Origin of the sequence: Pseudoduganella ginsengisoli (assembly GCF_009720865.1) — a bacterium.
Lineage (GTDB): Bacteria > Pseudomonadota > Gammaproteobacteria > Burkholderiales > Burkholderiaceae_D > Rugamonas > Rugamonas ginsengisoli.
Map to the genome: position 1 here is coordinate 132302 of NZ_WNLA01000010.1, position 22462 is coordinate 154763.

Annotated in this window: 16 protein-coding genes and 1 tRNA gene; 15 read left to right on the top strand and 2 right to left on the bottom strand. The window is 57.6% G+C overall.

What is annotated here, in order from left to right; translation table 11 throughout:
- The first annotated feature begins 8 nt into the window (after positions 1 to 8).
- The 9 genes from GM668_RS15990 to rpoC all read left to right on the top strand — a co-directional run bounded on the left by GM668_RS15990 (position 9) and on the right by rpoC (position 12240).
- Positions 9 to 84 (top strand) — tRNA-Trp (locus GM668_RS15990).
- A 35-nt stretch (positions 85 to 119) separates the two neighbouring features.
- Positions 120 to 503: a preprotein translocase subunit SecE gene (secE, locus tag GM668_RS15995; protein WP_155439958.1), complete on the top strand. Its 384-nt coding sequence runs from the start codon at positions 120 to 122 to the stop codon at positions 501 to 503.
- Positions 503 to 1114: a transcription termination/antitermination protein NusG gene (nusG, locus tag GM668_RS16000; RefSeq protein ID WP_155439959.1), complete on the top strand. Its 612-nt coding sequence runs from the start codon at positions 503 to 505 to the stop codon at positions 1112 to 1114. Before secE ends, nusG begins: the two co-directional genes overlap by 1 nt.
- A gap of 119 nt (positions 1115 to 1233) precedes the next feature.
- A complete protein-coding gene (rplK, locus tag GM668_RS16005) occupies positions 1234 to 1665 on the top strand; it encodes a 50S ribosomal protein L11 (RefSeq protein ID WP_155439960.1) in 432 nt (143 codons plus the stop codon).
- A 2-nt stretch (positions 1666 to 1667) separates the two neighbouring features.
- Complete coding sequence (rplA, locus tag GM668_RS16010; RefSeq protein WP_155439961.1) at positions 1668 to 2363, top strand: 50S ribosomal protein L1; 696 nt, start codon at positions 1668 to 1670, stop codon at positions 2361 to 2363.
- 270 nt (positions 2364 to 2633) lie between these two features.
- Entirely contained in the window at positions 2634 to 3149 is a 516-nt protein-coding gene (gene rplJ / locus GM668_RS16015) for a 50S ribosomal protein L10 (protein WP_170305665.1), read from the top strand.
- Positions 3150 to 3213: 64 nt separating this feature from the next.
- Positions 3214 to 3591, top strand: coding sequence for a 50S ribosomal protein L7/L12 (gene rplL, locus GM668_RS16020; RefSeq protein ID WP_155439963.1), 378 nt, complete (start codon positions 3214 to 3216; stop codon positions 3589 to 3591).
- Between the two features lie 228 nt (positions 3592 to 3819).
- Positions 3820 to 7929 (top strand): DNA-directed RNA polymerase subunit beta, encoded by a 4110-nt coding sequence (gene rpoB, locus GM668_RS16025; RefSeq protein ID WP_155439964.1) that lies wholly within the window; start codon positions 3820 to 3822, stop codon positions 7927 to 7929.
- 69 nt (positions 7930 to 7998) lie between these two features.
- Positions 7999 to 12240 carry a DNA-directed RNA polymerase subunit beta' gene (gene rpoC / locus GM668_RS16030; RefSeq protein ID WP_155439965.1) on the top strand — a complete coding sequence of 1414 codons (4242 nt, stop codon included), beginning with the start codon at positions 7999 to 8001 and terminating at the stop codon, positions 12238 to 12240.
- Between the two features lie 68 nt (positions 12241 to 12308).
- Here the strand turns inward: rpoC and GM668_RS31755 are convergent, their stop codons facing one another.
- Together GM668_RS31755 and GM668_RS16035 are read right to left on the bottom strand one after the other, a co-directional pair.
- Positions 12309 to 12848, bottom strand: coding sequence for an STY0301 family protein (locus tag GM668_RS31755; RefSeq protein WP_371868711.1), 540 nt, complete (start codon positions 12846 to 12848; stop codon positions 12309 to 12311).
- Positions 12745 to 13134, bottom strand: a complete 390-nt coding sequence (locus GM668_RS16035; RefSeq protein ID WP_155439966.1) for a BPSL0067 family protein — start codon at positions 13132 to 13134, stop codon at positions 12745 to 12747. The genes GM668_RS31755 and GM668_RS16035 overlap by 104 nt, the downstream gene beginning before the upstream one ends.
- A gap of 211 nt (positions 13135 to 13345) precedes the next feature.
- Between GM668_RS16035 and GM668_RS16040 the strand changes: the two genes are divergently transcribed.
- The 6 genes from GM668_RS16040 (at position 13346) to GM668_RS16065 (ending at position 22387) form a co-directional block, all read left to right on the top strand.
- Positions 13346 to 14941 (top strand): M64 family metallopeptidase, encoded by a 1596-nt coding sequence (locus GM668_RS16040; RefSeq protein WP_155439967.1) that lies wholly within the window; start codon positions 13346 to 13348, stop codon positions 14939 to 14941.
- A 42-nt stretch (positions 14942 to 14983) separates the two neighbouring features.
- Complete coding sequence (locus tag GM668_RS16045; protein ID WP_155439968.1) at positions 14984 to 15922, top strand: alpha/beta hydrolase family protein; 939 nt, start codon at positions 14984 to 14986, stop codon at positions 15920 to 15922.
- Between the two features lie 422 nt (positions 15923 to 16344).
- Positions 16345 to 16947: a helix-turn-helix domain-containing protein gene (locus GM668_RS16050; RefSeq protein ID WP_155439969.1), complete on the top strand. Its 603-nt coding sequence runs from the start codon at positions 16345 to 16347 to the stop codon at positions 16945 to 16947.
- Between the two features lies 1 nt (position 16948).
- Complete coding sequence (locus GM668_RS16055) at positions 16949 to 17263, top strand: Mpo1-like protein (protein WP_155439970.1); 315 nt, start codon at positions 16949 to 16951, stop codon at positions 17261 to 17263.
- A gap of 127 nt (positions 17264 to 17390) precedes the next feature.
- A complete protein-coding gene (locus tag GM668_RS16060; protein ID WP_155439971.1) occupies positions 17391 to 21527 on the top strand; it encodes a response regulator in 4137 nt (1378 codons plus the stop codon).
- Positions 21524 to 22387 carry a CheR family methyltransferase gene (locus GM668_RS16065; protein WP_155439972.1) on the top strand — a complete coding sequence of 288 codons (864 nt, stop codon included), beginning with the start codon at positions 21524 to 21526 and terminating at the stop codon, positions 22385 to 22387. The genes GM668_RS16060 and GM668_RS16065 overlap by 4 nt, the downstream gene beginning before the upstream one ends.
- The last annotated feature ends 75 nt before the right edge of the window (positions 22388 to 22462 follow it).

A 22462-nucleotide genomic window follows, 5' to 3' on the forward strand; every position in this document is an offset into this window, starting at 1 on the left:
TTTTACGTAGGGGCGTAGCTCAATTGGCAGAGCGTCGGTCTCCAAAACCGAAGGTTGGGGGTTCGATGCCCTCCGCCCCTGCCACCGAATTCTGGTGCAGGGCACCGAAAGTAAAATAAATGTCTAATCAATCCGTGCAAACCGTTGGCACGTCGAACGACAAGTTCAAAGTCGTGCTGGCCGTGGTTGCTGCGATTGCAGGCGTAGCCGGGTTCTTCATCCTGGCAGGTCAACCAACCCTGGTGCGTGCCATCGCGCTTGTGGTTGGTTTGCTTATTTCCGCCGGCATTGCATACACGTCTTCCTCCGGCCGCGATTTCCTGAATTTCGCCAAAGAATCTGTTCGCGAGACGAAAAAAGTCGTCTGGCCAACGCGTAAGGAAACGACGCAAATCACGATGATCGTGTTTGCTTTCGTGCTGGTAATGGCTGTGTTCCTGTGGGGCACGGATAAGCTGTTGGAATTTGTGTTGTACGACGTAATCCTGGGTTGGAAACAATAATGAGCGACAATGTGCAAGATAACGCGCCTGGCGATGTTCCGGCGCAAGACGCTGGCGCAGAGCTGAGCAAGCCAGTCAGCAACAAGCGCTGGTACGTGGTGCACGCTTATTCCGGCATGGAGAAAAGCGTACAGCGCGCATTGATGGAGCGCGTTGAGCGCGCTGGCATGCAAGACCAGTTTGGCCAAATCCTGGTGCCGACCGAAGAAGTGGTCGAAGTACGCAATGGCCAGAAGTCTGTCACCGAGCGCCGTTTCTTCCCTGGCTACGTGCTGGTGGAAATGGAGATGACGGATGAAACGTGGCACTTGGTGAAGAACACCAGCAAAGTCACCGGTTTCATTGGCGGCAAGTCGAACAAGCCAACCCCGATTCCTGCGCGCGAGATCGACAAGATCATGCAGCAAATGCAGGAAGGCGTGGAAAAGCCACGGCCAAAAGTGCTGTACGAAGTGGGCGAGCAAGTCCGCATCAAGGATGGCCCGTTCACCGATTTCAACGGCAACGTCGAAGAAGTCAACTACGAGAAGTCCAAAGTGCGCGTATCGGTCACCATCTTCGGTCGTGCAACGCCAGTCGAACTCGAGTTCGGCCAGGTCGAGAAAGTCTAAGTTTTAAGCGCCCCCACGGAGCGCGGCTCCGGTCAAAATCTGTGAACAAAGAGGAGCCCCGTCCGGTTGTATAGCCAGGCGGGGCGCTACTACTCAATCCAACGATAGGAAGTGCCCAAATGGCAAAGAAAATCATTGGCTTTATCAAGCTGCAAGTGCCAGCTGGTAAGGCAAACCCATCCCCTCCAATCGGTCCAGCGCTGGGTCAGCGCGGTCTGAACATCATGGAATTCTGCAAAGCGTTCAACGCGCAGACCCAAGGTATGGAGCCAGGCATGCCGATCCCTGTAGTGATCACTGCTTTCGCTGACAAGTCCTTCACGTTCGTGATGAAGACCCCGCCAGCAACCTACCTGATCAAGAAGCACTCGGGCGTGACCAAAGGTTCGTCCAAGCCGCACACCGACAAGGTTGGCAAGCTGACCCGCGCTCAAGCGGAAGAAATCGCTAAACTGAAAACCCCGGACCTGACCGCTGCCGACATGGAAGCCGCTGTGCGCACCATCGCTGGTTCCGCACGTTCGATGGGCATCACCGTGGAAGGCATCTAATCATGGCAAAACTGTCCAAGCGCGCTCAAGCTATCAAAGCTAAAGTAGACCGTACCAAAGTGTACGCCTTCGACAACGCTGTTGCTCTGGTTAAAGAACTGGCTACCGCCAAGTTCAACGAATCGATCGACGTATCCGTGCAACTGGGCGTGGACCCGAAGAAGTCGGACCAGGTTGTTCGTGGTTCCGTGGTTCTGCCAGCCGGCACCGGTAAGACCGTTCGCGTTGCTGTGTTCGCAACCGGCGACAAGGCTGAAGCTGCTAAAGCAGCCGGCGCCGACGTGGTTGGTATGGAAGACCTGGCTGAGCGTGTTAAAGCCGGCGACATGCCTTTCGACATCGTCATCGCTTCGCCAGACACCATGCGTATCGTTGGTACCCTGGGTCAGATCCTGGGCCCACGCGGCCTGATGCCTAACCCGAAAGTTGGCACCGTCACCCCAGACGTGGCTACCGCTGTGAAAAACGCGAAAGCCGGTCAGGTTCAGTACCGTACCGACAAGGCAGGTATCATCCACGCGACGATCGGCCGCAAGTCGTTCTCCGACGCAGATCTGAAAACCAACCTGGTTGCTCTGATCGACGCGCTGAACAAAGCTAAGCCAGCATCGTCGAAAGGCGTGTACCTGCGTAAAGTAGCGATCTCGTCGACCATGGGCGCTGGCGTCCGTGTGGACCACGCTGGTCTGGCTGCTTAATAGCTGCATCGCGCTGTAAAGAATTAAGTCCCAGTATGAACACTGGGCGAATCTTTGGGCTGGTGGCGTTGCGGAAGTAGCGCCGCCAGGCAATCAAAGACCGTTGGGCTGGAGGCAGCAGGCAGGCCGAAGGTTAATCCGCCCTTGGGCGGCCCAACGCAGATGGTGTACCCGAACAAGTTTCTGTAGTCCATTGGACTCCTAAACCTCGGACGCCGTTGTTCGAACCGATACCGGGCATTTGCCCAGTATCATTTAAGGAGGTTGACCGTGGGTCTCAATCTGAATGACAAAAAGGCCGTCGTCGCCGAAGTTTCCGCAAAAGTAGCAACTGCGCAAACCATCGTCGTGGCCGAGTACCGTGGCATCCAGGTTGGTCACTTGACGCAACTTCGTGCTAAGGCGCGTGCCCAGGGCGTGTACCTGCGTGTTCTGAAGAACACGCTGGCTCGTCGCTCCGTGGAAGGTACGCAATTCGCTCCTCTGGCTGACGCCATGACCGGTCCGCTGATCTACTCGATCTCGGATGACGCCGTTGCTGCTGCGAAAATCATCGCTGATTTCGCAAAAACCAACGACAAACTGGTTGTGAAAGCTGGTAACTACGCAGGTAAACAGCTCGACGTAGCTGGCGTTACCGCGTTGGCGAGCATTCCAAGCCGTGAAGTCCTCATCTCGCAGCTGTTGGGCGTTATGCTGGCTCCGGTTTCGGGCTTTGCACGTGGTCTGGCTGCTCTGGCAGCGAAAAAAGGCGAAGGCGCTCCTGCCGAAGAAGCCGCAGCTTAATTGTTGCGCACCTTTTTTCTCAAGTAATCAATTCTGTAGCATACAAATCAATTAGGAGTTTCAAATGGCAATTAGCAAAGACGACATCCTGGCAGCAGTAGGCGAAATGTCCGTAATGGAACTGAACGACCTGGTTAAGGCGTTCGAAGAGAAGTTCGGCGTATCGGCAGCTGCAATGGCAGCTCCAGCAGCCGGCGGCGCAGCTGCTGGTGCAGCTGCTGCTGAAGAGCAGACCGAATTCAACCTGGTTCTGGCCGACGTTGGCGCGAACAAAGTTGGCGTGATTAAAGTTGTTCGTGAAATCACCGGCCTGGGCCTGAAAGAAGCTAAAGACGTAGTGGACGGCGCACCTAAGACCGTTAAAGAAGCTATGTCGAAAGCTGACGCTGAAGCCGCTAAGAAGAAGCTGGAAGAAGCTGGCGCCAAGGCTGAACTGAAGTAATCTTGTTGTACCGGCGGGTAGTTTAAACGCCGAGAGCCAAAGTCAGATACTCCCTCCGGAAGGGGGGCGTATCGGCTTTGGCTCCTTTGTCGTCTGCATTTGGTTTAGCTGTACTAGTAGTAAGTCACCTTGTTCGTTTCACCGACCTGGAGATGATAGCGGATTGAAGTTTCGTCTGTATGAAGAAACTTGAATTTTCTATCCTTTCCTGTCACTCACGGAGTGTCCATGCACTACTCATTTACTGAGAAGAAACGCATTCGTAAGTCTTTTGCGAAGCGCGCCAACGTCCACAACGTTCCGTTCCTGCTGGCGACCCAGCTCGAGTCCTACGAAAACTTCTTGCAGGAGCATACTGCTCCGTCCGCACGCAAGAATGAAGGCCTGCAATCGGCTTTCACGTCGATCTTCCCTATCGTCTCCCACAATGGCTTCGCACGCCTGGAGTTCCTGTCGTACGTGCTGGGTGACCCCGCGTTTGACGTTAAGGAATGCCAACTGCGCGGCCTGACTTTCGCATCCCCGCTGCGCGCCAAGGTGCGCCTGGTGATCCTGGACAAGGAATCGCCAACCAAGCCGGTTGTGAAAGAAATGAAAGAGCAGGAAGTGTACATGGGCGAACTGCCGCTGATGACGACGACCGGTTCGTTCGTGATCAACGGTACCGAACGTGTGATCGTTTCTCAGTTGCACCGCTCGCCTGGCGTGTTCTTCGAGCACGACCGCGGCAAGACCCACTCGTCCGGTAAGCTGCTGTTCTCGGCACGTATCATTCCTTACCGTGGCTCGTGGCTGGACTTCGAGTTTGACCCGAAAGACATCCTGTACTTCCGCGTTGACCGCCGCCGCAAGATGCCGGTATCGATCCTGCTGAAGGCAATCGGCATGACGCCGGAACAGATCCTGGCGAACTTCTTCGTGTTCGACAACTTCCACCTGCGTTCGGAAGGCGGCGAAATGGAATTCGTGGCTGAGCGCCTGCGTGGCGAAGTTGCGCGTTTCGACATCGTCGATCCGAAGACGGGCAAGACCATCGTCATGAAGGACAAGCGTATCAACGCCAAGCACGTGCGCGACATCGACGCTGCCGGCTTGAAGCACATCTCCGTGCCAGAAGACTACCTGCTGGGCCGTGTGCTGGCGAAGAACATCGTGGATCCGGAAACCGGCGAAGTGGTGGCCAACGCCAACGACGAGCTGACCGAAGAAACGCTGAACAAGCTGCGCGACGCGAACATTTCCGACATCCAGACGCTGTACACCAACGACCTGGACCAGGGCGCCTACATTTCGCAAACCCTGCGTATCGACGACACCGTCGACCAGACCGCAGCCCGTATCGCGATCTACCGCATGATGCGTCCAGGCGAACCACCAACCGAAGAGTCGGTGGAAGCCCTGTTCAATGGCTTGTTCTACAGCCCAGACCGTTACGACCTGTCGGCTGTCGGCCGCATGAAGTTCAACCGCCGTATCGGCCGTGATGAACTGACCGGCATGATGACGCTGTCGAACGAAGACATCCTGGCTGTGATCAAGATCCTGGTGGAACTGCGCAATGGCCGCGGCGAAGTCGACGACATCGATCACCTGGGTAACCGCCGCGTACGCTGCGTGGGTGAACTGGCGGAAAACCAGTTCCGCGCCGGTTTGGTGCGTGTTGAGCGCGCCGTCAAAGAGCGTCTGGGCCAGGCGGAAGCCGACAACCTGATGCCGCACGACTTGATCAACTCCAAGCCGATCTCGGCTGCTATCCGTGAGTTCTTCGGTTCGTCGCAGCTGTCGCAGTTTATGGACCAGACCAACCCGCTGTCGGAAATCACCCACAAGCGCCGTGTCTCCGCTCTGGGCCCTGGCGGTCTGACCCGCGAACGCGCCGGCTTCGAAGTGCGCGACGTGCACCCGACCCACTACGGCCGTGTGTGCCCGATTGAAACGCCTGAAGGCCCGAACATTGGTCTGATCAACTCGCTGGCTCTGTACGCCCGCCTGAACGAGTACGGTTTCCTGGAAACCCCGTACCGTAAAGTGGAAAACAGCGTCGTCACCGACAAGATCGACTACCTGTCCGCGATTGAAGAAGGCCGCTACATCATTGCTCAGGCAAACGCGACCATCAATGCCGAAGGCAAGCTGAGCGACGAACTGGTTTCGGCCCGTGAAGCCGGCGAAACCATCCTGGTATCGCCAGAGCGTATCCAGTACATGGACGTTGCGCCAGGCCAGATCGTGTCCGTTGCAGCTTCGCTGATTCCATTCCTGGAGCACGATGACGCGAACCGTGCACTGATGGGCGCCAACATGCAGCGTCAGGCTGTGCCTTGCCTGCGTCCTGAAAAGGCGCTGGTCGGTACCGGTATTGAACGCACCGTGGCAGTCGACTCCGGCACCACCGTGCAAGCGCTGCGTGGCGGTGTGGTGGACTACATCGACGCGGGCCGTGTCGTGATTCGCGTGAACGATGAAGAAGCACAGGCTGGTGAAGTCGGTGTGGACATCTACAACCTGATCAAGTACACCCGTTCCAACCAGAACACCAACATCAACCAGCGTCCTATCGTCAAAGTGGGCGACCGTGTTGCCAAGGGCGACGTGATCGCTGACGGCGCATCGACCGACCTGGGCGAACTGGCACTGGGCCAGAACATGACCGTGGCGTTCATGCCATGGAATGGTCTGAACTTCGAAGACTCGATCCTGATTTCGGAAAACGTCGTCAAAGACGACCGTTACACGTCGATTCACATCGAAGAATTGTCCGTGGTGGCGCGTGACACGAAACTGGGCGCGGAAGAAATCACCCGCGATATCTCGAACCTGGCGGAAAACCAACTGGCCCGTCTGGACGAGTCCGGCATCGTGTACATCGGCGCGGAAGTGCAAGCCGGCGACACGCTGGTTGGTAAAGTGACGCCAAAAGGCGAAACCCAGCTGACCCCGGAAGAAAAACTGCTGCGCGCGATCTTCGGCGAAAAAGCATCCGACGTGAAAGACACGTCGCTGCGCGTGCCTTCGGGCATGGTCGGTACCGTCATCGATGTGCAAGTGTTCACCCGCGAAGGCATCGTGCGCGACAAGCGCGCCCAGCAAATTATCGACGACGAACTGAAGCGCTTCCGTCTGGATCTGAACGACCAGATGCGTATCGTGGAAGGCGACGCGTTCCAGCGTCTGGAAAAAATGCTGATCGGCCAGGTTGTGAACGGCGGTCCGAAGAAGCTGGCAAAAGGCGCCAAGATCACGAAGGAATACCTGGACGATCTGGACAAGTACCACTGGTTCGACATCCGCCCAGCGGAAGACAATGCAGCCGTTGCACTGGAAGCCATCAAGGAATCCATCAACGAGAAGCGCCACCAGTTCGACCTGGCCTTCGAAGAGAAGCGCAAGAAGTTGACGCAAGGCGATGAACTGCAGCCTGGCGTACAGAAGATGGTGAAAGTGTACCTGGCCGTGAAACGCCGCCTGCAGTCGGGCGACAAGATGGCAGGCCGCCACGGTAACAAGGGTGTGGTTTCCCGTATCGTGCCAGTGGAAGACATGCCATACATGGCGGACGGTACGCCGGCCGACGTGGTGCTGAACCCGCTGGGTGTTCCTTCCCGTATGAACGTGGGTCAGATTCTGGAAACCCACCTGGGTTGGGCAGCAAAAGGTTTGGGTATCCGTATCGGCGAGATGCTGGCACAGCAGATCAAAGTCGAAGAAATGCGCAAGTACCTGACCACCGTCTACAACGAGACGGGCCGTTCGGAAGACATCGCCAACTTCACCGATGACGAGATCATGTCGCTGGCGCACAACCTGAAGAAGGGTGTGCCATTCGCAACGCCGGTGTTCGACGGCGCGCACGAGTCGGAAATCCGCCGCATGCTGGACCTGGCGTACCCTGACCACATCGCTCAGCACCTGGGCATGACCGCTTCGAAGAATCAGGTCACGATGTACGACGGCCGCACCGGCGAAGCATTCGAGCGCAAAGTCACCGTGGGCGTGATGCACATGCTGAAACTGCACCACCTGGTGGACGACAAGATGCACGCGCGTTCGACCGGTCCATACTCGCTGGTGACGCAGCAGCCGCTGGGCGGTAAAGCCCAGTTCGGTGGCCAGCGCTTCGGTGAGATGGAGGTGTGGGCACTGGAAGCGTACGGCGCATCGTACGTGCTGCAGGAAATGCTGACTGTGAAGTCGGACGACGTGAACGGCCGTACCAAAGTGTACGAAAACCTGGTGAAGGGCGATCACGTGATCGACGCAGGTATGCCGGAATCGTTCAACGTGCTGGTGAAAGAGATCCGTTCCCTGGGTATCGACATCGACCTGGAACGCAACTAATACCGCGCGCAGCCCGGTTGCTTAGTCAACCGGGCAAGTTTAAGAATTCATCACTACCTGGAGTGATACATGAAAGCCCTGCTCGATTTATTCAAGCAAGTACAGCAAAACGAGAGCTTTGACGCGATCAAGATCGGTCTGGCCTCGCCTGAAAAAATCCGTTCGTGGTCCTACGGCGAAGTTAAAAAGCCGGAAACCATCAACTACCGTACGTTTAAACCGGAACGGGACGGCCTGTTCTGCGCCAAGATCTTTGGCCCGATCAAAGACTACGAATGCTTGTGCGGCAAGTACAAGCGCCTGAAGCACCGCGGCGTGATCTGCGAAAAGTGCGGCGTTGAAGTCACGCTGGCCAAAGTGCGCCGTGAGCGCATGGGCCACATCGAACTGGCTTCGCCAACCGCCCACATCTGGTTCCTGAAGTCCTTGCCGTCGCGTCTGGGTATGGTCCTGGACATGACGCTGCGCGATATCGAACGCGTACTGTACTTCGAAGCATACGTCGTGACCGATCCTGGCATGACCCCGCTGAAGAAGTGCCAGATCATGTCGGAAGACGATTACGCCGCCAAGTACGAAGAGTACGGCGACGACTTCACCGCCTACATGGGCGCGGAAGGTATCCGTGAACTGCTGCGCTCGATCGACATCCACCGCGATGCCGAAGCCCTGCGCGTGGAACTGAAGGAATCGAAGTCCGAAGCGAAGATCAAGAAATACGCGAAGCGCCTGAAAGTGCTGGAAGCGTTCCAGCGTTCCGGCATCAAGCCTGAGTGGATGATCATGGAAGTGCTGCCGGTGCTGCCGCCGGAACTGCGTCCACTGGTGCCACTGGACGGCGGCCGCTTTGCGACTTCCGACCTGAACGACCTGTATCGCCGCGTCATCAACCGTAACAACCGTCTGAAACGCCTGATGGAGCTGCGCGCTCCAGAGATCATCACGCGTAACGAAAAGCGTATGCTGCAAGAAGCAGTGGACTCGCTGCTGGACAACGGCCGTCGCGGCAAAGCGATGACCGGCGCCAACAAGCGTCCGCTGAAGTCGCTGGCAGAGATGATCAAAGGTAAGGGCGGCCGCTTCCGTCAAAACTTGCTGGGTAAGCGCGTCGACTACTCGGGCCGTTCGGTCATCGTGGTGGGTCCACAGCTGAAACTGCACCAGTGCGGTCTGCCGAAGCTGATGGCCCTGGAACTGTTCAAGCCATTCATCTTCAACAAGCTGGAACTGATGGGTCTGGCAACGACCATCAAGGCTGCGAAGAAGCTGGTCGAAGTGCAAGAGCCGGTGGTGTGGGACATCCTGGAAGAAGTCATCCGCGAACACCCGATCATGCTGAACCGTGCACCAACGCTGCACCGTCTGGGTATCCAGGCGTTCGAGCCAGTGCTGATCGAAGGCAAAGCTATCCAGCTGCACCCGCTGGTCTGCGCGGCATTCAATGCTGACTTCGACGGTGACCAGATGGCAGTTCACGTGCCGCTGTCGATCGAAGCACAGATGGAAGCCCGTACGCTGATGCTGGCGTCGAACAACATCCTGTTCCCGTCGAACGGCGAACCATCGATCGTTCCTTCGCAGGATATCGTGCTGGGTCTGTACTACGCGACCCGCGAAGCCATCAACGCCAAGGGCGAAGGCATGATGTTCCCGGACGTGTCGGAAGTGATCCGCGCGTACGACAACAAGGAAGTGGAACTGGCGACCCGCATTACCGTGCGTATCGTCGAGCATCCAAAAGATCCGGCAACCGGCGAGTTCGTGCGCACCCTGACCCGTTATGAAACGACGGTCGGCCGCGCCATCCTGTCGGAAATCCTGCCGAAAGGTCTGCCATTTTCCGTGCTGAACCGCGCACTGAAGAAGAAAGAAATTTCGAAACTGATCAACACGTCGTTCCGCAAGTGCGGCCTGCGCGCTACCGTGGTGTTTGCCGACCAGCTGATGCAGTCGGGCTTCCGCTTGGCAACCCGCGCCGGTATCTCCATCTGCGTGGACGACATGCTGGTTCCGGAAGTCAAGAAAACCATGATTTCCACCGCTGAAGCGGAAGTTAAACAGATCGAGCAGCAGTACGCTTCGGGTCTGGTGACGGCCGGCGAGCGTTACAACAAAGTGGTCGACATCTGGGGTAAAACTTCCGACGAAGTCGGCAAGGCCATGATGGATCACTTGAAAGTGGAAGCAGTCACCAAGCGTGACGGCACCCAGACCACCCAGGAATCGTTCAACGCGATTTACATGATGGCTGACTCGGGCGCCCGTGGTTCCGCAGCACAGATTCGCCAGCTGGCAGGTATGCGTGGTCTGATGGCTAAACCGGACGGTTCGATTATTGAAACGCCGATTACCGCAAACTTCCGCGAAGGTCTGAACGTTTTGCAGTACTTCATCTCGACCCACGGCGCTCGTAAAGGTCTGGCGGATACGGCACTGAAGACTGCAAACTCGGGTTACCTGACCCGCCGTCTGGTGGACGTGACGCAGGATCTGGTGGTGATCGAAGACGATTGCGGCACCTCGAACGGCACGCTGATGAAGGCAATGGTCGAAGGTGGTGAAGTGATCGAAGCCCTGCGCGACCGTATTCTGGGCCGCGTGGCAGGTACCGACATCGTCAACCCTGAAACCCAGGAAACCCTGTACGAAGCCGGCACCCTGCTGGACGAAGACATGGTGGAAGAGATCGAGCGCGTGGGCATCGACGAAGTCAAAGTCCGCACGCCGCTCACTTGCGACACTCGTTATGGCCTGTGCGCGAAGTGCTACGGCCGTGACCTGGGCCGCGGCCTGCTGGTCAACGCCGGTGAAGCAGTGGGTGTGGTGGCGGCACAGTCGATTGGTGAACCGGGTACCCAGCTGACCATGCGTACGTTCCACATCGGTGGTGCGGCATCGCGTGCAGCAGTGGCATCGTCGGTGGAAGCCAAGTCGAACGGCACCATCCGCTTCACGTCGACCATGCGTTACGTGACCAACGGCAAGGGCGCGCAGATCGTCATTTCCCGTTCCGGTGAAGTGCTGATTACCGACGACCACGGCCGTGAGCGCGAGCGCCACAAGGTGCCGTACGGCGCGACCCTGATCGTCAAGGATGGCATGGCTGTCAAAGCCGGTACCGCCCTGGCAACGTGGGATCCGCTGACCCGTCCGATCATTACCGAGTACGCCGGTACGGTGCGCTTCGAGAACGTCGAAGAAGGCGTGACCGTGGCCCGCCAGGTGGACGAGGTGACCGGTCTGTCGACCTTGGTGGTAATCGATGCGAAACGCCGCGGTAACCTGACCAAGACCATGCGTCCCCAGGTGAAACTGCTGAACGACGACGGCCATGAAGTGAAGATTGCCGGTACCGAACACGCTGTGGCGATCGGTTTCCAGGTTGGCGCACTGATCATGGTGAAAGACGGCCAGCAAGTGTCCGTGGGTGAGGTTCTGGCGCGTATCCCGACCGAATCGCAGAAAACCCGTGACATTACCGGTGGTCTGCCACGTGTTGCTGAACTGTTCGAAGCACGTTCGCCGAAAGACGCGGGCATGCTGGCGGAAGTTACCGGTACGGTTGCGTTCGGTAAGGAAACCAAAGGCAAGCAGCGTCTGGAAATCACCGACATGGACGGCAACAAGCACGAGTTCCTGATTACCAAGGACAAGCAAGTGCTGGTGCACGACGGCCAGGTGGTGAACAAGGGCGAGATGATCGTGGACGGCCCGGCCGATCCGCAAGACATCCTGCGTCTGCTGGGTATCGAAGCGCTGGCGCGTTACATCGTTGACGAAGTGCAGGACGTGTACCGTCTGCAGGGCGTGAAGATTAACGACAAGCACATCGAGGTGATCGTTCGCCAGATGCTGCGCCGCGTGCAGATCACCAACGCCGGCGACACCGACTACATCGTCGGCGAGCAGGTGGAACGTTCGGAACTGCTGGAAGAAAACGACCGCGTCAACGCGCTGAACAAGCTGCCGGCACAGTACGAAAACGTGCTGCTGGGTATTACCAAGGCATCGCTGTCGACCGACTCGTTCATCTCGGCCGCATCGTTCCAGGAAACCACCCGCGTGCTGACCGAAGCGGCGATCATGGGCAAGCGCGATGGTCTGCGCGGCCTGAAGGAAAACGTGATCGTCGGCCGCCTGATCCCAGGCGGTACCGGCCTGGCCTTCCACCGCGCCCGCCGCGAGAAGGAAGTGTGGGAAGCCGAAGAGCGCAAAGCGCTGCTGGAAGCCGAAAAAGCTGCCGCCATCGCCACCGCGCAGGAAGAGCTGTCGGAACACGCTGCTCAGCATCCGGAGGGCGACGCGCAGTAATCTGCCGTTGCTTCTGTGACAAAAAAGCCACCTTCGCGGTGGCTTTTTTTATGCGCGCTTACGTCACCTTATGGCTGGCTGCACACGATGTGCAGTGAATATTGGCCTGCCTTGGATCCCTTGCGTTGCGTGATTTGACAGCTATCGGTTTCGTCAGCGAGACGCATGGACAGCGTCAACGCATGATGCTCGCCATATGCACACTGCATCCATTTGCCATTCGGGGATGGTCCATCGAGTACATACGTATACGTCACCTCATCTTTGCCGTGACGTATCGAACTATGGATCAAATGCGCCCGCGACTCAGGGGGACCGGCTAGTGGCGCCGCCCCATGCAAATACACGGGCGCTTCTGCGAAATACGTCCATCCGGACATTGCTGGGGTCAACTGCAATGATGAAGGGGCAAGTTCGGTAGGGCAGATGATGGTTTGCTGCGCTGCAAGACATGGCGAAGACAACAGCGTCAGCGTGAGAACTCCGCAGCGGGTAAGCATGGCATTACTCGATAATGAAATAAGCATCCGCGTTGTTGCTGGGACGGATGAATTTGCCACGCTTGTCTTTGCCCAACGATGGTATGAAGCGTGATGATACTTTTCCATCGGGCTTGTTTTTCCATTGATCCATTACGTAGAACCCGCCCGCTCCCGGCCGCAAATAAAATGCCGCGTGGTTGCCTGCTTGGTGGCTGGGATAGCGGCCATTGACGAAGGTTGCAATGGCGGTGCCTGGCTGGATCGGAGACGTGCTGTCGATGACGCGCTCCCCTTGCCGCCATGCGAATGTCGCAGGCGCGTTGGCATAAAAGCGTATCAGCGCAACGCATTGCTGCGTTCCGACCATTTCGGATTCTTCAAGTTCTTCGACTCTTGCATAGAGATAGGCCATGACAGTGCTCCGGAAATGAAGGAGTTCTGAGCATAGGTCCAGGCAAACCAAGCGCTTTGCTTTACGGCAAAAGCCTGTTGGTACCGGACATTGCAGATATACGACACCCGCCAATGTTCCAGCAGGTTTGTGCAAGTCCGGCATTTCTGTGCAAGCTCGTCTTTTGCAACCCTTCTACAGTCTCTACACCACTACAAAAAAGGAGACTGACATGCCGTACCTGCGCCGTTCCGCAGCATTGCTTGCTTTGCTCGCTTCCCAAGCCGCTTACGCGGACAATATTTCCCTGCGCTTGAACTTCACGGAAGGCCGCAATGGCACCGAGTTCACGCCGGCCCATGCTGAAATCGGCACGTTTGCCGTCACGCCAGACGTGCGTAAAGGCGCGGAAGGCAGTCAGTGGCGTGTGGTGGCGAAGGATGCTGCCGGGAATATCCTGCATGAAGTGACCGTCCATAACAGCCAGCAGCGCCACATCGAAGTATTCAACCGTAAAACAGGCGCCATTGACGTGTCGCAGCACGTCAAGCGTCCGAACGGCGTGTTTGAAGTCTCGCTGCCGTTTGATAAAGCCACGGCGACGGTAGAAGTGTTGCCAGTCGTTCATGGCAACTCGGCGGCCAAAACCGCCGCAGCCACCACGCCGCTGGCGACCTATGGCCGCGCCGCATTGGAACAGCTGGCCACCACCAGCCAGGCCAGTAGCAAAACCGCGTTAGCTGCAGTGCCTGCCGCGACGGCCACCACCATCCTCAACAATGGTCCTTCCGGCATCAAGATGGATTACGTGTTTGTCGGCGACGGCTACACGGCAGCGGAAATGGGCAAGTGGCAAGCTGATGCACAAAAAGTCATCAATGGCTTCCTGGCCGACCCTGTCTTTGCCGCGAATAAATCGTCGATGAATATCCGCCGCGTGGACGTGGCCAGTAACCAGTCCGGCGCCGACGAAATCGACAAGGGCATTTATAAAGACACGGCCATGGATGGCGCGTTCGGCTGCTACAACATCGACCGCTTGCTGTGCGTGGATTCCACCAAGGTGTACAACATCGTTGGTTCCGTGTTGAAGCCGGATGAGCGCGACGTGATTGTCGTGATTTCGAATTCCACCCGATATGGCGGTTCCGGCGGCGATGTGGCCACACTGTCGATGGCGGACCAGTCGATTGAAATTGCCCTGCACGAAATCGGCCACACGGCATTTGCGCTGGCCGATGAATACGAGTACGGCACGTGCGACACGTCGGCCGAGCCAGCGCAAGTTGACGTTTCGCTCAACGGCACGCGTTCCGTAAAGTGGGGCAATTTGATTTCTGCCAGCACGCCGGTACCGACGCAGCCAGGCATGTATGCCAACGGCACGGTCGGCGTGTTCCAGGGCGGGCAATATTGCACTGCAGGCAAGTATCGCCCGACGGAAAACTCGCGCATGCGCACGTTGGGCTATCCATGGCATGCCGTCAATGAAGGCGCTGTGCGCAACGTGTTTGCGAAATACACCGGCGTGACGCAGACCGGCACGCTGGCATCCGGCGGCAGCGCCAACGCACCGAGCGCGTCGCCTGGCTATGTGTCGGCTGGCGCAGGCACCTTTACGCTGCAGCTGACGGGCCCGGCAGGTACAGATTTCGACTTGTTCTTGTACAAATATTCCGGCAACGCATGGGTAAAAGTTGCCTCCAGCGAAGGCTCGACGTCGTCGGAATCCATTTCGTATAACGGTACGGCCGGTTATTACTACGCGCAAGTGAAGTCGTATTCGGGTGCTGGCGCTTACACGCTGGTCTATAACTTCCCGAAATAATGGTTGGGCAGGCATGATAATATTTTCAATTTATCAATTAGCATGCCTGCATTTTTCTCCCGCTACCGGCGCCACTTGGCGCTGGTACTGACCTTACTGCCGGGAATAGCTGCGGCGCAGCTGTTCTCGTCTGCCCCCTCCGTCGTCCGCCAGCGCCCCTGCTTTGACGAGCCGGCGGCATTCAAATCCGAGAAATTGCAGCGTTTGGAAGAGCGGCTGGCCTGCTATGCCTTCACGTACCAAGTGGATGGATTCAATGTGCCGGGTTACGCCGTCATTCCCAAATCAACGGCACAAAAGAAACTACCGGTATTGATTTATAACCGGGGCGGTAACAGCAGCCTTGGCCAAATTACATTGGAAAATGTGGCGCGTATTCATATGGACTGGGCAGATCAGGGCTTTATTATCGTGGCAAGCCAGTACCGCGGTACCAAGTTGCCTGGCGTACAAACCGAAGGCAGGGATGAATATGGCGGCAGCGATGTCGCGGACGTCATGGCCTTATTGCCGATAATCGATGGCATACCGGAAGCGGACGCCAACCGTATTGGCATGTTTGGTATTAGCCGGGGCAGCATCATGACTTACCGTATGGTTGCGCGCACTCGGCGCATTAAAGCCATTGCCATCTGGGGCGGCATTTCGGATATGGTGACGGAATTGCCTCGCCGCCCGGAAATGGAACGGGCCATGGTTAACTATATTCCAGGATTTGCTGCGAACCGTGACCGGCTATTAAAAGACCGTTCCGTCATTTATTGGATGGATAAGCTCGATCCTGCATTGCCCATCTTATTGCTGCATGGCGATGCCGATAAAAATGTGGCTGTAGAAAACGCTTCAGTCATGGCCGAAAAACTGAAAGAAAGAAACCAGCCGCACAAGCTGGTGATTTATCCCGGCGGCGATCACGGGTTGACGAAATACAGATCACAAGCGCGGGAAGAGATACTCGGCTGGTTTAAACAATATCTGTAAAGCAGTGGCGCAAAAAGAAATGGCCACCCTACAAGAGTGGCCATTTGCGAAGTACCTGTCCGGTCCCGCTCAGCAACCCCGGCACACCTGTACTTCACGTCTTCACTATAGCACGCACTGCTAAAAAATCGAGCAAAAAAATTGTATGGCGCGGAGAAATTTTAATTCACGCCTGATACATTGATTTAATCAATCCCCGGTAATCATTAATAGAAATGGGCTATTTGCATGTGCGATGTGCAGCGTTCTTGCCATTCAATTGATGCGTCCGCGCCAGTGTTGCCGATGGCCGGTTGCCATGCGGCGGCGGCAGGCTACTGTCGCACCGGCGCGTCAGCTGTCTGTTGGTGTTCCTCTATGCAATAGCGAAAGTGCATGCTCTCTGTGCCAGAAGCTGGCGCATACGTGCTAAGATTTGGCCCATGATCGCCCAAGCCCTCTTCACACCCGCCCAGCAAAAGCTACTGGGGTTGATGTTCGTCCGCGTCAACGATGGTTTTCACCTGAACGAGATCATGCGTCTCACGGGGCTCGGCAGTGCATCTGCGCAACGTGAATTGCGCCGCCTGCATGATTCCGGATTGATTGTTTCCGAGCGCATTGGCAATGTACGCCGTTTCCGTCCCAATAAAGACAGTCTCGTGTACGAAGAGTTATCGAGCCTCGTGCGTAAAACCTTCGGCCTTGTCAGTGTATTGAATTCCGCGTTGTCGCCGCTGGGCGATGTATTGAATGTCGCCTTTGTTTATGGCGCCAGCGCCATGGAACAGGAAGCCACTGAAGGCAAGATTGAATTGCTGCTGATTGGCGATAACACCAGCTATGGTGAATTGCTGTCTCGGCTTCCCGTTGCGGAACGTATTCTGCGCCGTAAAATCAACCCCAACCTGTATTCGCTGCCGGACTTCCGCCGCCGCTTGCGTGAACAACAGCAATTCCTCGTGCAGGTTTTACGGGAGCCCAAAGTCTTTGTGTGGGGCGATGAAACGGATTTGAATTATGTGAGCCGTATCGAGGAGAATTAACATGCAGACGCAGATACAACGGTTTAATACTTTTACCGAGTTTTATCCGTTTTATCTGCAAGAGCATTCCAATGCCACATGCCGGCGTTTGCATTTCGTTGGATCGTCGCTGGTGCTGTTAATTCTGGTTGCTGCGATTGTGACCGGGCATTATGTGCTGTTTTGGATGATGCCGTTTGCGGGTTACGGTTTTGCATGGATCGGCCATTTCTTCTTTGAAAAAAATCGCCCGGCCACATTTACCTACCCAATTTATAGTTTGATCGGCGATTGGGTCATGTATAAAGATATGTTGGTTGGAAAAATCCGCTGGTAAATGCCGCCTTGTGGCGGGCGTGCCGCAGCATTCTGGCAATAAATTACTTTCCTCTTGACACCAATTTAGCAGTCGCGGATGCTTTCTATAATGCATGTGCTTTGACTGACGCCGCTCGGGAGGTTCTTTGAAACCCCTGTTTTACCCCGCTATCAGCCTGATGAGCAGGCTGCGCTATGCGCATAAGTTTTTCCTGCTGGGGGTGCTTGCGCTGGGGGCGATTGTTGTATTGCTGACGCAATTGTTCGTCGCGGTGGATAAAGTGATCGAACCCAGCCGCGAAGAATTGCGGGGTGTCGAAGCGCTGGTGCGGTTAAACCGCGCTATTCAATTAGTCCAGCATGACCGCGGCTTGTCGGCCGGGTTACTTGGCGGTAATCCCGCCTTTGGTCCCAAACAGCGCGCCAAGGCTGCCGAAGTCGACCTCGCATTTGGCCAGCTAACAGAAACTATTCCCGTGTCAGTGGCCGCGTCGCAGCGCTGGCGCGAAGTCACGTCCGATTGGCGCGCGCTGCGCCAGTTTGGTTTGGAATGGACGCAGAAGATCAATACGCTGCGCCACGAGCAATTGATTGCAAAAATGCTCACGCTCGGCACGGACATTGCCGATGCCAATTCGCTGACCCTGGATCCGGAGATTTCTTCGTATTACCTGATTGATACGCTGGTCAAATTGCCCTTCTTTACGGAGCGGCTGGGCCAGCTGCGTGCCGCCGGGGTTGCTATCGTGGCGCGTGGCACGGTCACCGATGCGGAAAAACTGGAAATGGCGGGATTGCTGGGCCATATGCGTATCGCGCGCGACTTGCAGACGGCTAACCTGGAAAAGGTCACGACTTACAATCCCGCGCTGCGGCCCGTCATCGCGGGGCTGGACCAGCGAATCGAAGCAGGCATCCGCAATACCGTGACGATCGTGCAAGAGGAAATCATGGGCGGCCGCATGGGAATGAGCACGGCGGCGTATATCGACCACTTTACTCACTTGATTGACCAGTTTTATGCCGGTGGCGAAGAAGTGCTGGCGCCGGCGCTGCGTTCCGCGCTGACCAGGCGCATTGCCCTGGCCCGTGAAAAATTGATATGGTTCGGCGGACTGACCTTGCTGGCTTGCCTGCTGTTTGCGTATTTCGCAGTGGGCGCTTACTTATCCCTGACGGAACAAATCCAGCATGTACTGGCCACGTTGCGCGTCCTGGGCGACGATTGCCGCGAGCGGGCCGAGATGGTGGAAGCCATTGCCGCCGGCGATTTGAGCCGTGACGTGCGCGAGCCGCCGCCGCTCGACCTGGGCAAGTTTTCCGGCTTGCGCGACGAAATCGGCGCGCTGGGCATGGCGATGGCGGGCATGAGCGATGCGCAGCTGTTGCTGGGCAAGGGCTTTGCCCGCATGACGCGGACCTTGCGCACGCACCGCGACGATGAGCGGCGCCAGGACTGGTCCAAGAGCGGTATCAATACCTTAAATAGGCAATTACGGGGCGACCGCGAACTGGAACAATTGACGGCGCCCGTGATCCGTTTCATGACGGAACACGTGGGCGGCGCCGTGGGGGCGCTGTACCTGTTTGATTCGGAACGGCAAATACTGGATTTGGCCGCGTCGTATGCCATGACGCCGTCGCAGCCGGCGCGCGCCCACATTGCGCTGGGCGAGGGATGGGCAGGCATGGCCGCGGTCGAGCGCCGCACGGCGGTATTAAAGCAAGTGCCATCGTCTTATCTTGATGTGGCGTCCGCGCTGGGCGGCACGGCGCCCGCTGCCGTGGTGGCGGTGCCGCTGGTGCATGACGGCAGTTTGATGGGACTGGTGGAGGTGGGCACCCTGGGCGAACTGGAGGACTACAAAACCGCGTGGCTGGAACAGGCGGCCGAAGCCGTGGCGGTGGCCATCAGCGTCGAACAGGGGCGCCGCCGTGTGTCCACGCTGCTGGAGCAGACGCAGGTCCAAACTGAAGAATTAATGGTCCAGCAGGAAGAATTGCAGCAATCGAATGAAGAACTGGAAGAACGCGCGCAATTGCTGGAACAGCAGCGTGAAGTGATCCGGCAAAAGAGTGCGGAAAGCGAGCAAGTCAGCCGTGAATTGCGGCGCAAGGCCGAGGAACTGGAACGCACCAGTGCCTACAAGTCGGAATTCCTCGCCAATATGTCGCATGAATTGCGCACGCCGCTAAACAGCATGCTGATTCTGTCCAGCCTGCTCAAGCAAAACAAGGAAGGCAAGCTCAGTGACAAGCAAGTGGAATATGCGGCCACCATCAACAGTGCCGGCAAGGATTTGCTGAACTTGATCAACGATATCCTGGACTTGTCGAAGATCGAAGCGGGCCGCGTGGAATTACAGATGGAATCCGTCGCGATCGGTGATTTGGCCACGCAATTGCGCGACTTGTTCATGCCGCAGGCGGAGCACCAGGGCTTGGCGTTTTCCGTCGACGTGGCGCCAGGCGTTCCTGCGGTCGTGACGACGGATGAACAGCGCTTGCAGCAGGTATTGAAAAACTTGCTGGCCAATGCCATCAAATTCACGTCGCACGGCCGGGTGGGGCTGTCGATCCGTCCCGCCGTGCCGGGCGAACATGGTTTGCAGGACGCCGCCGTGGCATTTGCCGTCAGTGACACTGGTGTCGGCATCGCGCCGGACCAGCACGAACGCATCTTCCACGCGTTCCAGCAGGCAGATGGCTCCACCAGCCGCAAATATGGCGGCACGGGCCTGGGGTTGTCGATTTCCCGCCAATTGGCGCGCTGCATGGGCGGCGAACTTGCGCTGTCCAGCGCTCCTGGCGCCGGCAGCATCTTTACGCTATTCCTGCCGTTCGACGGCAGCGCCGCGAACGCAGCCCACGCGTATGCGCCGCCTGCGCCCGCCGAGTTGCCGCCGGCTGCCGCGCCGGCGCCGCATGCTGGCGTCCCCGTTCAGCCGTTGCAGGAATTTTCCGCGCCACCGCCGGCTGCATTCCCCACGGCTGCAGGCGGCCCGGCCCGGCCTGCATTTGCCGCACCGGCTGCCGCCCCCACTGCGCAGGGCGCCGGCGCGATGGAAGATGACCGCTGCAGCGTGCTGCCGGAAACCCGCTGCATCCTGATCGTGGAAGATGATGTGGCGTTTGCCGGCATCTTGCGCGACACCGTGCGCGAACATGGCTTCCAGGCCATCGTGGCCTGCGATGGCGAAGAAGGGCTGGCGCTGGCGGAGCGCTTCCGCCCCAATGCCATCCTGCTGGACGTGATGCTGCCCCACATCGATGGCTGGGGCGTCATGCGCAGTATTAAAGACAACCCGGCCACGCGCCACATTCCCGTGCACTTCATCACGTGCCTGGAGGACCGCCAGAAAGCGCTGGGACTGGGCGCCATCGGTTTTATCACGAAGCCGGTCTCCTCGGAACAGCTGGACCAGGTGCTTGATTCCATTGGCGCCGTCATTGACCGCAAGGACAAGCGCCTGCTGGTGGTGGAAGACGATGAAGCCGAAGCCATGAGCGTGGCGGAATTGCTGTCAGCCGATGGCCTGCATATCACGATTGCGCATTCCGGCGGCGAAGCACTGGCCTTGCTGCGGCAGCGCTACTACGATTGCATGGTGCTGGACCTGGGCTTGTCCGGCATGTCCGGCTTTGAGTTGCTGGACCAGCTGCAAGCGAACCAGTGCGCGCCGCACATGCCGGTCATCGTGCATTCGGGCCGCAGCCTGTCGGAGGCCGATGAAGCGCGTCTGCGGCGCTATACGGACAGCATCATCGTCAAGGGCGCCAAGAGCCCCGAGCGGCTGGTGGGGGAAGTCAGCCTGTTCCTGCACCTGGTGGAAACGTCGCTGCCACAAGACCAGCAAAAAATGATCCGCCGCTCGCTCGACAAGGAAGCCATGTTTGAACGGCGTAAAGTGCTGCTGGTCGATGACGATATCCGCAATATCTTTTCGCTGACCTCCGTGCTGGCCGAGAAGGGCATGCAAATCGTAGAAGCGGGCAATGGCATTGAAGCACTGGCGCGGCTGCAGGAACATCCCGACATCGACATCGTGCTGATGGATATCATGATGCCGGAAATGGATGGTTTCGAAGCGATGCGCCGCATCCGGCGCGATGCACGCTGGGCGCGCTTGCCCGTGATTGCGCTGACAGCTAAAGCCATGCTGGGCGACCAGCGGCAGTGCCTCGACGCGGGTGCCAGCGATTACCTGGCCAAGCCGGTCGATCTCGACAAACTGTTTTCGCTGATGCGGGTCTGGCTGTATCAGGCCGGGGAGGTGGCATGAACGAACAGCAGATTGTTGCACTGGAAATCGATATGCTGGTGTCCGCCATCCGCCAGGCGCACGGCTATGACTTTTCCGAATATGCGCAAGCGTCGCTGACGCGGCGCCTGATGGCGTGGCTGGCCAAATCCGGCTATGGCAGCTTTGGCACGGCCATGTCGGCCGTGCTGCGCGATGCCGCCGTCTGCCGCGCACTGGTGGAAGACGTCACCGTCAATGTGTCGGACATGTTCCGCGATCCCGTGTTTTTCCGCACGTTGCGCGCGGAAGTGGTGCCGCATTTGCGCACGTATCCGCACGCGAAAATCTGGGTGGCGGGATGTGCGGGCGGCGAAGAAGTACTGTCATTGGCCATCATCTTGCGCGAAGAAGGGCTCGACGAACAGTGCCGCATCTATGCGACGGATTTGAATGAAGCCGTGCTGGAACGGGCGCGCCAGGGCATGTTTGATTTGCGTGAAATGCAGCGCTACACGCGCAATTACCAGCAGTCTGGCGGCACGGCAGCCTTTTCCGATTACTATGTGGCGCGCTACGGCCGCGCGCTGTTTGATCCGGGCTTGCTGCGCAATGTGGTCTTTGCTGCGCACAACCTGGCCACTGACGCTGATTTCAGTGAAATGCAATTGATCCTGTGCCGTAACGTGATGATTTACTTTAAGCCGTCGCTGAAGGAGCGCTTGCTGTCGCTGTTTGACGGCTGCCTGACGCCGGGCGGTTTCCTGTGCCTGGGCACCAAGGAAACACTGGACCAGCGCGGCATTTCGCCTCATTACAAGGAAGTCGCGCCACAAACACGCATCTATCGCAAGGAATACACGCGAAACATGCGCGCCGCAGTAATGGGAGTGGCGCCATGAAGCGCGCAATCAAAAAACATATCTATCGCAAGGAGTACACGCGCAACACACGCGCTGCAGTGACGGGAGCGGCGC

Excerpts from the sequence above, each read along its gene's own strand:
- secE (WP_155439958.1), top strand. The coding sequence starts at position 120 with ATGTCTAATCAATCCGTGCAAACCGTTGGCACGTCGAACGACAAGTTC.
- nusG (WP_155439959.1), top strand. The coding sequence starts at position 503 with ATGAGCGACAATGTGCAAGATAACGCGCCTGGCGATGTTCCGGCGCAA.
- rplK (WP_155439960.1), top strand. The coding sequence starts at position 1,234 with ATGGCAAAGAAAATCATTGGCTTTATCAAGCTGCAAGTGCCAGCTGGT.
- rplA (WP_155439961.1), top strand. The coding sequence starts at position 1,668 with ATGGCAAAACTGTCCAAGCGCGCTCAAGCTATCAAAGCTAAAGTAGAC.
- rplL (WP_155439963.1), top strand. The coding sequence starts at position 3,214 with ATGGCAATTAGCAAAGACGACATCCTGGCAGCAGTAGGCGAAATGTCC.
- rpoB (WP_155439964.1), top strand. The coding sequence starts at position 3,820 with ATGCACTACTCATTTACTGAGAAGAAACGCATTCGTAAGTCTTTTGCG.
- rpoC (WP_155439965.1), top strand. The coding sequence starts at position 7,999 with ATGAAAGCCCTGCTCGATTTATTCAAGCAAGTACAGCAAAACGAGAGC.
- GM668_RS31755 (WP_371868711.1), bottom strand. The coding sequence starts at position 12,848 with ATGGAAAAGTATCATCACGCTTCATACCATCGTTGGGCAAAGACAAGC.
- GM668_RS16035 (WP_155439966.1), bottom strand. The coding sequence starts at position 13,134 with ATGGCCTATCTCTATGCAAGAGTCGAAGAACTTGAAGAATCCGAAATG.
- GM668_RS16040 (WP_155439967.1), top strand. The coding sequence starts at position 13,346 with ATGCCGTACCTGCGCCGTTCCGCAGCATTGCTTGCTTTGCTCGCTTCC.
- GM668_RS16045 (WP_155439968.1), top strand. The coding sequence starts at position 14,984 with ATGCCTGCATTTTTCTCCCGCTACCGGCGCCACTTGGCGCTGGTACTG.
- GM668_RS16050 (WP_155439969.1), top strand. The coding sequence starts at position 16,345 with ATGATCGCCCAAGCCCTCTTCACACCCGCCCAGCAAAAGCTACTGGGG.
- GM668_RS16055 (WP_155439970.1), top strand. The coding sequence starts at position 16,949 with ATGCAGACGCAGATACAACGGTTTAATACTTTTACCGAGTTTTATCCG.
- GM668_RS16065 (WP_155439972.1), top strand. The coding sequence starts at position 21,524 with ATGAACGAACAGCAGATTGTTGCACTGGAAATCGATATGCTGGTGTCC.